The sequence below is a fragment of the Vibrio sp. PSi01 genome (assembly GCF_054960695.1).
The window spans coordinates 91,491-104,704 of record NZ_JBHNYN010000007.1; the positions used below are offsets into that span (position 1 = coordinate 91,491).

The 13,214-nt window shown below is 43.6% G+C and carries 12 protein-coding genes; 3 read left to right on the top strand and 9 right to left on the bottom strand.

Annotation, left to right across the window (positions count from 1 at the left end; translation table 11 throughout):
* Nucleotides 1-22: 22 nt before the first annotated feature.
* Genes ACFI6G_RS12175 through coxB form a run of 4 tightly spaced genes read right to left on the bottom strand, consistent with a single transcriptional unit; the run spans nt 23 to nt 4,456 of the window.
* Nucleotides 23-907, bottom strand: coding sequence for a cytochrome c oxidase subunit 3 (locus ACFI6G_RS12175; protein ID WP_016792291.1), 885 nt, complete (start codon nt 905-907; stop codon nt 23-25).
* Nucleotides 908-945: 38 nt separating this feature from the next.
* Nucleotides 946-1,554, bottom strand: coding sequence for a cytochrome c oxidase assembly protein (locus tag ACFI6G_RS12180; protein WP_016788888.1), 609 nt, complete (start codon nt 1,552-1,554; stop codon nt 946-948).
* 11 nt (nt 1,555-1,565) lie between these two features.
* Nucleotides 1,566-3,227, bottom strand: a complete 1,662-nt coding sequence (gene ctaD, locus ACFI6G_RS12185; RefSeq protein WP_010428684.1) for a cytochrome c oxidase subunit I — start codon at nt 3,225-3,227, stop codon at nt 1,566-1,568.
* Nucleotides 3,224-4,456, bottom strand: a complete 1,233-nt coding sequence (gene coxB / locus ACFI6G_RS12190; RefSeq protein ID WP_032546592.1) for a cytochrome c oxidase subunit II — start codon at nt 4,454-4,456, stop codon at nt 3,224-3,226. Before coxB ends, ctaD begins: the two co-directional genes overlap by 4 nt.
* A 480-nt stretch (nt 4,457-4,936) precedes the next feature.
* Between coxB and ACFI6G_RS12195 the strand changes: the two genes are divergently transcribed.
* Nucleotides 4,937-6,661 carry a phospho-sugar mutase gene (locus ACFI6G_RS12195; RefSeq protein WP_016785086.1) on the top strand — a complete coding sequence of 575 codons (1,725 nt, stop codon included), beginning with the start codon at nt 4,937-4,939 and terminating at the stop codon, nt 6,659-6,661.
* A 119-nt stretch (nt 6,662-6,780) separates the two neighbouring features.
* Here the strand turns inward: ACFI6G_RS12195 and ACFI6G_RS12200 are convergent, their stop codons facing one another.
* The 4 genes from ACFI6G_RS12200 to yegD all read right to left on the bottom strand — a co-directional run bounded on the left by ACFI6G_RS12200 (nt 6,781) and on the right by yegD (nt 11,434).
* Nucleotides 6,781-7,422 (bottom strand): LysE family translocator, encoded by a 642-nt coding sequence (locus ACFI6G_RS12200; protein WP_016792289.1) that lies wholly within the window; start codon nt 7,420-7,422, stop codon nt 6,781-6,783.
* Between the two features lie 150 nt (nt 7,423-7,572).
* On the bottom strand, nt 7,573-8,205 hold the full coding sequence (locus tag ACFI6G_RS12205; RefSeq protein ID WP_010428657.1) for a fumarylacetoacetate hydrolase family protein: 633 nt from the start codon (nt 8,203-8,205) through the stop codon (nt 7,573-7,575).
* 344 nt (nt 8,206-8,549) lie between these two features.
* Nucleotides 8,550-9,590, bottom strand: a complete 1,041-nt coding sequence (locus ACFI6G_RS12210; RefSeq protein WP_010428655.1) for a porin — start codon at nt 9,588-9,590, stop codon at nt 8,550-8,552.
* 491 nt (nt 9,591-10,081) lie between these two features.
* Entirely contained in the window at nt 10,082-11,434 is a 1,353-nt protein-coding gene (gene yegD / locus ACFI6G_RS12215; protein WP_016792287.1) for a molecular chaperone, read from the bottom strand.
* Between the two features lie 160 nt (nt 11,435-11,594).
* On the opposite strand from yegD, the gene ACFI6G_RS12220 reads away from it, so the two are divergent.
* Nucleotides 11,595-11,903 carry a DUF1289 domain-containing protein gene (locus ACFI6G_RS12220; protein ID WP_080573667.1) on the top strand — a complete coding sequence of 103 codons (309 nt, stop codon included), beginning with the start codon at nt 11,595-11,597 and terminating at the stop codon, nt 11,901-11,903.
* 87 nt (nt 11,904-11,990) lie between these two features.
* Here ACFI6G_RS12220 and ACFI6G_RS12225 read toward each other — a convergent pair whose 3' ends face one another.
* Nucleotides 11,991-12,341, bottom strand: coding sequence for a HopJ type III effector protein (locus tag ACFI6G_RS12225; protein WP_016792286.1), 351 nt, complete (start codon nt 12,339-12,341; stop codon nt 11,991-11,993).
* A gap of 194 nt (nt 12,342-12,535) precedes the next feature.
* Here ACFI6G_RS12225 and ACFI6G_RS12230 point away from each other — a divergent pair, with 194 nt between their 5' ends.
* A complete protein-coding gene (locus ACFI6G_RS12230) occupies nt 12,536-13,195 on the top strand; it encodes a PilZ domain-containing protein (protein ID WP_010428648.1) in 660 nt (219 codons plus the stop codon).
* The last annotated feature ends 19 nt before the right edge of the window (nt 13,196-13,214 follow it).

Consider the following 13,214-nt stretch of genomic DNA (forward strand, 5'->3'; position numbering starts at 1 on the left):
GCAGCTAAACCAGCATATTTCGTTAGAGCACATACACAAACACAAACAAACCTAACCAAACCACATCAACAAAATGCCAATACCAACTGCCCGCTTGAAACGCAAAATGATCTTTTGGAGAAAAATGGTCTTTCGCAACTCTTGCCAGTAATACAACCAAAAAAATCGTTCCTAAACAAACATGCAAGCCGTGAAATCCAGTAAGCAAAAAGAAGGTGTTACCGTAGATACCAGACTGAAGTGTCAGTCCCATATCCTGATAAGCGTGAAGGTACTCTTCAACTTGGAAGAACAGGAAGAAGCCAGCCAGAACAATGGTTATTTCCAACCACACGATTAAAGCCATACGTTTATTCTGTTCAAGACTGATATGTGCCATGTGCAGCGTCACAGATGAAAGCAGCAGTATAATAGTGTTTTTAAGCGGGATACCTTGCCAAGGCATGGCTTGTGTCGTCACACCATCAGGCGTCGTCGTTAGTGGCCATATCGACTGAAACATCGGCCACAACACTTCATGGGTCATCGCATTGTTGCCTGCGCCACCAATCCACGGCACTGAAATCATACGAGCGTAAAAAAGAGCGCCAAAGAAAGCACCGAAAAACATGATTTCAGAGAAAATGAACCAGCTCATACCTTGTCGAAAAGATCGAGAAATCTGCTCAGAATAAAGACCACTCAATGATTCCGTGATCACATTACTAAACCAACCTGCGAGCATGTAAAGCAGCGCAGCAAACCCTACTAACAACACCGCTTTTCCAAATACACCACCGGCTGAGTCGGTGCCCATATTTTGCACCGTCAAGCCAGCACCAACCGCGACCAAAAACAGTGCTACAGCACCCACCAATGGCCAGTGGCTTTGATGTGGAACGAAATAAACTTCCTTTTTAGAACTCATCGCTCAACTCCTTATGTTGATACTGGTTCTGTAAATCCCTAGTTACTTGCGAGCACGTTAGGCTCAGGCTTACTTGCCTCTCCACTCACCTGACTCGTGATATTAAACAGCGTATAAGAGAGTGTAAGCGTATGTATTAATTCAGGAATGTCAGGTTCAATGTAAAATATTAATCCCATTTCGGCACTCTTGTGCCCCTCTAATGGTTGCTGATTGAAACAAAAACATTCCATTTTGTTAAAGTAAGTGGCTCCCATGCCTGGAGAAACCGATGGTACGGCTTGGCCAACCAATGAGGCACCGGATAGGTTTTTAGCGATGTAGTTAGTCTGAATCACCTCACCAGGGTGAACCTCTAACACTTGAACTTCGGGCGAGAACTGCCACGGCATATCTGGCTTGATGTGGGACATGAATTCAACGCGTACCGTACGAGAATAGTCGGGCTGCATTCCCTGAGGTTGAACGGCAGAAACCGTATTGGTTTTGCCGTTGATCCCTAGGGCGTCACACATCACATCGTAGAGCGGCACCAAAGCAAAACCGAAACCAAACATCGCAACCACACTCAACACCAAATAACCCGTCAGCTTTTTGGATGAACGTTTAGGTTGGTTTTTATCTTGATCGCTTTGCTTATCACTCATGGCTCTGCCCTCTAATCCACTTTAGGTGGATGAGTAAAGGTATGATGAGGCGCAGGGCTTGGAACTGTCCATTCTAGCCCTTCAGCTCTATCCCAAGGCTTGCTTGGTGCGGGCTCTCCGCCTCTTACGCACTTAATAACCAACCATAAGAAGATCAGCTGAGACAACCCAAAGGCAAAACCACCAATCGACACCACTTGGTTAACGTCAGCAAATTGAATAGCGTAATCTGGAATACGACGTGGCATGCCCGCTAACCCTAAAAAGTGCATCGGGAAGAACAGCACATTCACTGAGATTACCGACGTCCAGAAATGCCACAGACTGAGCTTGTGGTCGTACATATGCCCTGTCCACTTAGGCAGCCAATAATAGGCGGCAGCCATAATCGAGAACACAGCACCTGTTACCAGAACATAATGAAAGTGAGCCACCACAAAATAGGTATCGTGGTATTGGAAATCAGCAGGCACTATTGCCAACATCAATCCAGATAACCCACCAATCGTAAACAGAACAATGAAGGCAATCGCAAACAACATTGGTGTTTCAAAGGTCAAAGCCCCCCGCCACATAGTCGCCACCCAGTTGAAGACTTTCACACCGGTCGGCACCGCTATCAACATGGTGCAATACATGAAGAACAGTTCGGCAAATACTGGCATACCCGTTGTGAACATGTGGTGTGCCCACACTAAAAAAGACAAAATGGCGATACTACAGGTCGCGTACACCATCGAATGGTAACCAAACAAGCGCTTGCCACTAAAGGCTGGGATGATAGCCGAGACGATACCAAACGACGGCAAGATCATGATGTACACTTCGGGGTGTCCAAAGAACCAGAATATGTGCTGGAACATCACCGGGTCCCCACCACCAGCGGCATCAAAGAAGCTTGTTCCAAAGTATTTGTCAGTCAGTACCATAGTCACCGCACCCGCGAGAACGGGCATCACGGCTATCAGCAAGAAAGCGGTAATTAACCATGTCCATACGAACATTGGTAACTTGAACCAAGTCATACCCGGTGCGCGCATGTTCACTATGGTTACGATGACGTTGATCGCCCCCATGATCGAACTGATCCCCATAATATGGACAGAAAATACAAACAACGCCGTACTATCAGGACCATAAGTTGTCGAGAGCGGCGCATAAAATGTCCAACCAAAGCTCGGGCCGCCTCCCTCAGTAAACAAAGAACCAATTAAGATCAAGAAAGCAAAAGGTAGAATCCAGAAACTGAGATTATTCATTCTCGGCAGCGCCATGTCTGGAGCGCCAATCATCATTGGGATCATCCAGTTAGCCAAACCTGTGAATGCAGGCATCACGGCACCAAACACCATGATTAAACCGTGAACGGTAGTCATCTGATTAAAGAAGTCTGGCTCAACGAGCTGTAACCCCGGTTGGAATAACTCCGCACGGATCACCATCGCCATGGCGCCGCCTGTTAAGAACATGGCAAAGCTAAACCAAAGGTAAAGTGTACCGATGTCTTTGTGGTTGGTTGAGTAAAGCCAACGCGCCCAACCTTTGGGAGCAGCATGTGAGTCGTGATCATCATGAGTTAAATCATGGCTGTCCAATGAACCTTCAGCTGAATGACTCAGTGCTTGACCTTCTGCGGGAGCCGATTTCACCGGCTTATTGATTGGCGAACTCATAACTGCTCCTTAGCATCGTTTTGTGCCTCATCCGTTGAGCCTTGTTCACTGTTCGTTTCACTTTGTTCGTTGTCAGATCCACCTTCTTGCTTCGCCTTATAAGCGTTCACATCTGAAGCCTGAACCACATCGCCAGTCTCATTACCCCAAGCATTTCTTTGATAAGTCACTACCGCAGCAATCTCTTTTTCGGTTAACTGATTATCGAACGCCTGCATTGCGGTACCTCCGCGACCATAAACAATGGTATCGATATGAACACCCACATCACCAAGTGCAATAGGACTTCCTTTAATGGCAGGAAATGCGCCGGGAATACCTTCCCCATTGGCTTGGTGACAAACTGCGCAACGGGTTTTGTAAACTTCTTCACCGATGACGTTCAATTCATCTAAGGAAAGTGACGCATCTAGTGCATCTTGAGCCGCTTGCTTTGCGGCTATCGCCAATTCTTTCTGTTCCGCAAGCCATCCATCAAAGTCATCCTCCTCCATTGCATGCACCACTATCGGCATGAAACCATGAGCACGACCACACAACTCTGCACACTGCCCTCGATAAACACCGGGCTCATCGATCTTTGTCCACGCTTCGTTGATGAAACCGGGAATGGTATCTTTTTTTACCGCAAAAGCTGGTACCCACCATGAGTGAATAACATCATCAGAAGTCATCAAGAAACGGACTTTACGATCGATAGGCAGTACGAGCGGATTATCCACTTCTAACAAGTAATGTGCCCCTTTAACTTCGATTCCTTCAATCTCTTTATCACTTGTCGCCAAAAGACTAAAAAACTCAACATCTTCGCCAAAATAGCTGTAATGCCATTTCCATTGCGAGCCTGTAATTTTGACAGTGAGTTCTGATTGAGAGGTGTCTTCCATCGCTATCAAGGTCTTGGTGGCTGGGATGGCCATAGCGATGAGAATAATGATTGGGATGATCGTCCAAAGAATTTCAACTTTAGTACTTTCATGGAAATGAGCCGCTACTGCACCCTTCGACTTTCGGTGTCTCACAATAGAGTAAAACATCACACCGAAGACGACGAAAGCGATCGCACAACAGATATAGAAGATCAGCATATGGAGTTCATACACTTTACCGCTAATCTCAGTAACACCTTGTGTCATGTTGTATTCAGTACTTGCATGCACTAAAGGCGATATTAAGGCCGCAACAAAAATATTCAAAAGCCACGCTAGACTGACCAATAATCTTTTCAAAAGATCTCTCCTCATCCTTCCTAATTGGATAATTGCGACTTAAATGTTGTTGCGGGCTATAAGTCATTACTAGCAGGGCAACATACATTGTTATTCCGATTACATATGAAAAGGCTGAATCTCAATCTACAACTCACGCGACGACTAAAGTGATACAGTCTCAGTGACCACTGACCCATAAACAACCTATGTACTTTCCGATTAAGAGACATTGGAAGTTTCTACGAAAGATTCAAAAACCGCGAACTTGTCAAACTTTGTTATATTTATGTAAAAGGCTAGTTAGTGATATCCAATTGTTCAAGGTAAGTGTGCTTACTAAACAGACAATTATTGAAGTAGCTTTATCCATATGCCCTTCCCTTGCTGTTGGAATTTATTTTAAATCGAGTTTTACGATTGCTTTCATGGAAATGATAATCAATATCACTTAAATTAAATCAACAGAAAGATATCCCGACATGAAAAGGTTTAGTGATTATGCAAGATGCAATGAACTGGTTAGCGAGAGACCCAGATCCAAGAACTCGTGAAGAGCTACAGTACCTCATCGATGAGGGGATGAACGACGAATTAGAAGATCGCTTTATTCAACGGTTAGAATTTGGTACAGCAGGTCTACGAGGCAAAGTTGGATGCGGTCCAAATCGAATGAACCGGTTAGTAATACAGGAAACAGCAACCGGACTTGGCCACTATTTAATCGAGCATGTCGCTAATGCCACCATTCGCGGTGTCGTTGTTGGCTATGACGGGCGCTTAGATTCAAAGCAGTTCGCCATTGATACAGCTTCCGTGCTTACGGCTTTGGGGATCAAGGTTTACCTAACCTCTAACGTGGCAGCAACACCTATTGTGGCTTTCGGTATTGAGCATTTTAATGCGGCGGCTGCTGTTGTCGTAACGGCTAGCCACAACCCACCAGAATATAATGGCTTCAAGGTGTACTGGGAAAATGGCGCGCAAATTATTCCCCCTCACGATGCAGGCATTGCAGCTGAAATCGACACTGCTGCAGCCAAACCTATTCCTTTAATGAACTTGAGTGATGCAGAACAGCAAGGCAAATTAGTGTGGCTCACCGAGGGATATTATCAAACCTATCGAGCTGCGATTAATCAGAGCCCGCATGTAAACAACAGTACCGAAGCCGCTAAAACAACCATTACCTATACCGCCATGCATGGTGTAGGTGCACAAATGGCTGAAGATCTTCTCCATGATTCTGGATTCCACAAAGTATTCAGTGTACCGGAACAAAGAGAGCCCGATGGTCACTTCCCGACCGTTAACTTCCCGAACCCCGAAGAAAAAGGGGCAATGGATCTCGTTATTAACCTCGCCAAAAGTGTTGATGCCGACATCGCTTGCGCTAATGACCCAGATGCAGACCGATTTGCCGTTGCAGTTAGAATCGATGATACAATTAGAACCGATGATGCTTCTTACAAGATGCTGACTGGGGATCAAGTAGGTGTGTTATTCGCTCACTATTTATTATCGAAGCCGCACACCAAAAACCAATTAGTTGGTAACAGTATTGTATCTTCAACCTTGCTTGAAAAAGTGGCTCAATCCCACGGCGCGACTTACTTCCAAACGCTAACGGGCTTTAAATGGTTGGCGAATATTGGGATGCAGTTGGAGGATGAGCAGAATGAGTTCTTGTTCGCCTATGAAGAAGCCCTTGGCTACACAATCGGCACTCAGGTACGAGATAAAGATGGCCTATCGGCTATCGTTGTCTTCGCTCAATTAGTTGAAGAGTTGAAATCTCAAGGTCAAACCATCTGGGATCTCCTCGCTCAAATTTCGCGTGAGCATGGCGTCCATACTAACGCTCAGAGAAGTATTGCGCTTGACCCTGACTCGCCATCTATTGGTTCTAAACTCAGAGCTGCTCAACCTAAAGCTATAAACGAGGTCGCTATCTCTGTGATTGAAGATCTGCAATCCTCTTTGCGATACATCGTTGGTGGCGATACTGAAACCATTAACTTACCAACAAGTGACGTGCTGATTTATCACCTTGAAGATGGCTCACGTATTATCGTCCGCCCTTCTGGCACAGAGCCAAAAGTGAAAGTCTACTATGAAACAGTGACAAAGTTTGAAGAAACAGAGACGTATGAAGACACTCGTTTACGTGGTGAAAAGTTCATGGAGAAACTAATTGAACAGCACCAAAAAGAGCTGAATTCTTAGTCGGTGAAGCGAGAGTTTACTCGATATTCGAATAAGACAATTCGTACTTAGCAGAACCAAAAATGGACGCATTAAGCGTCCATTTTTTATCGGCAATGAGCCGTTATCATGTGCTTTACTTAGGTAATTGAAGCAGTAAAGAAAGAAGAAAGCATCCAAACCGCTAACACAATAAACACGCTGCCCATCACTTTCTGCTGATAAGTACGAAACTTTGCGTTTTCTACGAGAGGCTTACCAATAGTACCCACCAAAGCCACAAGAAGAAAATTAAACGTCAAACCAATAACGTTCAATAATAGGCCCAAAAACAGCATCTGTTCACCAGAGGTCGCTTCAATATTTGTAGAAACGAATTGAGGCAAAAACATCACAAAAAAAACCAACGCCTTTGGATTAAGCAGATTACTAATTAACGCTCTTTGGTAATACGACTTAGCGGCAGCATTGTCACTGAGTCCGGCCGCTTCTCCCTGATCGGTTCGAAGGCAGTCCCATCCCATTTTAAGTAAGTATGCACCACCTAATAAATGCAGCGCTTTCAAAGCAATAGGGCTCATAGCGATCAATGCCGACACACCCATCGCCGCCAGCACTGTCAGAATAATTCCAGAAGTCGCGTTACCTAGGCTCGCAAACACACCGACCTTACGACCATAGCTCATACTTGAGCTCGCGATCAGTAACATATCAGGACCAGGTAAAAGGAGAAGTGCAACAACGGCTGTCAGGTAAACAGGTAAAATGGCTAAGTCGATCATGAGCTTCAGTATTGATAAAAACGGAGCCGGATTTTATATCAATCACAAACGCCATTCTAGATGCAACCCGTTGCTTGATGGTTAATTATTCGAATTAACAACCACCAACAGCCAGTAAAACCAACTTATTAACTAAAAAAACCAATGTGATTAACTCGCTACCCACTCAATCTCAATCAATGTCGTATCGCCACACTTTAGGCGACCAAGGAAAATATCGCCTCTGTGCACAGCACCAACACCTTTTGGAGTACCCGTCATCACAACATCGCCATCAAGCAACGTCGTGTAAGAAGATAACTCTTCGAGGATAGTTTGTGGAGAATAAAGCATCTGCTCTACGTGCCCTTTTTGAACGCGAACACAATTAATAAACAGCTCTAGATTTAAGTCCGCGAGGTCTAAGTTATCAGTTGGAACAAAGCGACTAAATACGGCTGAACCATCAAATGCTTTGGCGCGCTCCCAAGGTAAACCTTTCGCTTTTAAGCTACTTTGCAATTCACGTTTAGTGAGATCTAGCCCTAAACCCACAGCGGAGTACTGACCATTTTCAACGATAAAACAGATTTCTGACTCGTAGTGCAGCGCTTCTTGATGAAAAGAAGACAGAGATGACGTAACACTGGTGCTCGGTTTATTGAAAACCACCATTGAGTCTGGAATTGCGTTATTGAGTTCTTCGATGTGATCGACATAGTTACGCCCAACACACAGCACCTTAGTTGGAGTTGCTGTTCGTTTCGAATTCATCAATTGTTCCTGATCTACAACGCTGCTCATAGTTTGTCCCTGAACTATTTTTTGGAGTGCAAAGTTTACCGCAACATAAAGAGAGAATCTTCGACAAGATGGTTATCAACATCTAAATTCTGATCTTTAGCTCAATTTAATGATTTAAATACTTTTATCCGAAGATCGCGACATATAAGAACTGATGACAAGAGCATAGCTACGTAGATGAAATGAATGGCTAGGTAACATGAAGGAAAAACTAAAACAGATGCGTATAGAACGAAAGAAGCCCTCTCTAATCAAGAGATCAGAGAGGGCTTAGCATGGTGTCTAGGACAGTATCCTAAAAGGTAAACTTAAGGAGTAAACACTATGCTAAATTAGTCTGCGACTTATAGGTAGTAACGAGCACCAAGTAGCCACTGGTCGTCAGCTTTTTCTTTGTAAACGCCAGAACCTTGTAGGTCGAACTGGTAACCAGCAAAGCCTACGAACTGAGACGTGAAGTTGTATTCAGCTTGTAGAGCAGTAGTAGCAAATACTGTATCGCTTAGCTTGTCGTCTTCTACCGCTTCGTAGTTAACGCTTAGGTTAAGGCTGTTAGAAAGAGCGTAAGAAGCTAGTAATTCAATTGCAACTGACTCTTCAAGAATCTGGCCGTTACCTGAGTTCATGTAGTTGTTCATTGCGTATACACCAGCAAGGTAAAGACCTTCAGCGCCGTATGAACCGTAAGTTGCACTTAATACGTGAGAATCAGCAGTTTTTGAACCCACTACACCAAAGTAGTTAACATCACCGGTGTTGTATGCGTAATTCGCAGTAACGTCAGCAATCGCGTAATTCAAAGCAATTTGAGCACGGTTGCCGTATTCGTTCGCACCATCAGCTTTGCGACCTTGCCATGCAACAGCTGCGTTTAGAGAGCCAGCGTTGCCGAAGTCGATAGCGTTGCCGTAGCTAACCATTTCTTCGCCACGACCAGTACCTAGGTTACCGTGATCTTCGTAGATGAAGTCATTCGCGAATGCGATTGGCATATCTGCTACACCAGCAACGTTGTAGTAAGGTGCCCATTGAGTACCTACTGCTGCACGACCGTAATCGTCATGAGAAAGACCAACGTAACCAAGACGAGTTGTGAATGACTCTTCACCACCGTCAAGCATGTTTAGCGCCCATTCACCTTTAGCATCAGCAGTAAAGCCGTTACCAAGATCGTGAGTTGCACCGAAGTTGATACGTGGAGAAACAGATTCTACACCGATATCATCGCTGTTAAGACGGTCATCGCTGTTTACATCACCAACTGCAACTGAAACGTGACCGCCAACTGAGAATGTTGTGCCGTCTTCGTTGTAAAGCTCTACTGCAACTGCCTGTGTACCAAATACTGCACCAGAAATTGCTAGCGCTAAAAGTTTCTTATTCATTGTCATATCCATTATGTAACTGGGTGAGTTATTCACTAACAACCTCGTGCTTACGGAGAAGTTGTTACCTGCATTTAACAAGTGGACAAACACTAATATACGAATGACAAAAAGTTGCATTAAAATATGTAAAATAAAAAAATTCGCACTATAAAAAACAAAAAAACCTTTTTAAACAATAAATTAAACTAAAAACACAAATGCGAACTGTTACTTTTTGAGATAAAAACATCAAAATTTTTGGTTTTCTAATCACCAAATAAACATTAAAAATCAAAATTTAAAATTACTCATCAGACCATTATATGACAAACTTTTAACCTTGAAACACCTTGTAACATCTAGAATGCATTTGAAACATTTAACCCGGTAAAATAATTTCCACTGCTTTAGAGAAGAAAAAGTAACTCAGCGGAAATTCATCGAAGCCAGATACAAAAAAAGCAACCAATCAGTGATGGGTTGCCTTCAATAACTCATAGTTTTCGTTCTTATTTAAAGCAAACCTCAGCCCAACGAGCCAGACCTGCTGTTACTGAGCCGAAATAGTTACCACTCACAATCGGTACATTCGGTACAGCTTCTTCTACTGCTTGGCGAAGGATTGGAGAGCGAGCCGAACCACCGGTCATGTAGATAACATCTGGCTTTTTCTGACCTTGTTGAATGGCTTCTTTTACTAACTCAATCATCTTAGACTTTGGTGTTTCAACAGCTTCGATCATCTGTTCAACAGAGATATCAACTTCCACTAACTCAGAAGCGACATTAATCGCCGTTCGGTATTGAGCACATTCAGCTAAAGCAATTTTGGTTTCTTCAGCTCGACGCACAATGCTGTAGCCTAGAGTATCGTGATAAACCCTCATCAAGCGATCTAACTTTTGAGGATCTGAAGCTTCTTTACGAAGTAACTTCAAGGCCGCTAGGTTTTCGCGAGAATAGAAGTTCTTTTGCGCTTCAACATTATTGATCGCAATTGGATTCCAGAATTGAGTCAGCGGCATATCGATACCTGAAATGCCTTTACTACCCATACCGAAAGGTGACATCAGTTGTTTAAAAGCAAGGTAGATATCAAGGTCATTCCCTCCTACCCTTTGCCCGCTGTGGGCTAATAAACTTTGAGTACGATCCGCCTTACCCGACCAAGTTGGTCCCATTTCTAACAATGAGCAATCGGTCGTACCACCACCAATATCCACCACCAATACCGTTTGGTTTTCAGTTAGGGTACTTTCATAATCAAGCCCCGCCGCAACAGGTTCAAATTGAAAAGCAATATCAGTAAAGCCAGCACGCTTAGCTGCACGAGAAAGAATATGTTCGGCTTGTCGGTTTGCTTCTTCACCACCTCGACCATGAAAGTTAATCGGACGACCAATAACGGCTTGTTTAATCTGTTCTTGAGTCGTCAGTTCGGCTTGGTGTTTAATATTCGCCATCATTGCACAGACTAAATCTTCAAAAAAACTCACCTGAACATCATGTAGCCCACTCGCACCAAGGAAAGATTTCGGCGATTTCACATAGTAAACGTCACGAGGGTCTTCTAAGTAAAGATCCAACGCTGCCTGACCAAATGCCATATCTTCAGGCACTAAATCAATACTCTCTTCTCGGTTCAACGCAATCGCACGTCGTAACACCTGCTCGCCAACCACATCGCTCGGTTTGATATTCAAATGGCGAAATAGATGCTCAGAAACGCTTTCACGAGTCGGAGCAAACACAGTTGAGGGAATATAGTGGTTGTTACCTTCCAACGGTAATAGGCTTGGTTCTCCATTAACCATTGCTGCAACAGAACAGTTTGCCGTTCCATAATCAAATCCAATAAACATAATATCCCCCACTCGACAAAAGGGGCGAGATGCTACATGAAAAACCTTAAAATTACGAGTTGCTTTGTTAATTTTACTGAGTCAATTCTTGGTTAACAGGGCTCTGCAAAGGAAAACAAATATGCTACATTTCAGCACAAATGAATCATGGGTCAGATAAATGAAAACACCTTGCCGAGCGGCTTGTAAAAATAATGGCGGCATATGCAGTGGATGCCATCGAACAATGGATGAGATTATCGGCTGGAAAGGGTTATCTGAAAACGAAAGAGAATCAGTGATGAATAATCTGAGTGGCATTAGCTCAACTCATCAATGCCCAGAATGCAATGAGCCTGCACAATGTGATATCAGTGCGGGAAAAGAGACGTGTTGGTGCTTTGAATTAGAGAAGCGAGACACCGACAATATTCCAAAAGCAGGTGTTTGTCTGTGTCGTAAGTGCCTATCAGCCTTACCTGTTCAGTAGTTTTTGTGCCTATGAACTTGCACTAGAACGCAAAAAGAAGCGAGATACCATTATCTCGCTTCAAGACACGATTAACTAAATGAGTGATTACTTAGCTTTTGCAACCAATGCCGGCTGAGAGAACTCGACTCCCCCCCAACCATGTATCATGAAGTTTCGAATATTTTGATGGTCGGTATTCTCAGGAAAATCTAGTACGTCATTTCGGTAAAACTGACCAAAACAAGCCAACGTTTGATCTACTGAGAGGCCTAACGCTAAACCAAAGGCAAAAATCTTACACGAACCATTGTTCTGCCCTGCCGCATTAACCACATCGCCATTACGAAATTCACTCTCAGAAAAATCATAGCTAGCTTCTATCACTTGCATTGCATCTTCAAATTGAACGCTTTCCGGTGCTTGTTTCAGGTTTTCTAAGAAAGTTTCCAGTTCCATTTACTCATTCTCCATTAAGTACACAACTAACAATAGTCTATCTTGTTTTACGGCAAGAGTAAGCTGTTGTTTCCTGTTGAAAACACCTCACCTTTTTACTCGACACCTGCAATTACCTTAATGAAACTAATGACATAGTATTATCAGGACGTTATATTATTTCATCAGATGGTTAACATTGTTCAATAACGAATATGCATAAAGATAAAAACATAGAACTGTTCAGATACCTTAAACCCGGTACAAAAACAGCAGGTGTGTTGGAATTCGGCCCAGACGACTCAGTCCAAATAAGCACCCTGTATATTGGCTATAAGGAAGATCAGTACCTGATCTTAGAGCTCTCCCAAAAAGCAACCGAGGCACTCACTCTCAGAAAGCTCACTAATGTTGATATGATTGTCCGTGCTATTACCGATACTGAGCTTGGACATATCATTGCATTTAAAACCAATGTACTGGCTCATATCACTTCGCCAGCGCATCTTATTTTTCTTCGCCCGCCGTCTAATTTTGCGACTAAACCAATCCGCGAACACGAAAGATACAAAGTGCACCTGGGGTGTGAAGTGACCTTTGATACGCTGTCACTTGACGCAACGTTAGTGGATTTTTCTGTCTCTGGCTGTGGTGTTTACATTACACAGCAATCTGATATCGATATAGGTTGGAAGATCAAAGTCAATTCAGTACTGAGCGAGCATTTAGAAAGTGAGTTGGTCTACAAAGTGGTGAGTAAGAAAAAGCAAGGTCAAGGCTGGATTTTTGGTATCCAATTTCCCGAACACTTAAGCATGAGTGATGAGCTAAAAACACTACTGTTGGAACAAGCCTTTATCGCAAGTTCTTTGTAGCAGTTTATTATTGGGATGT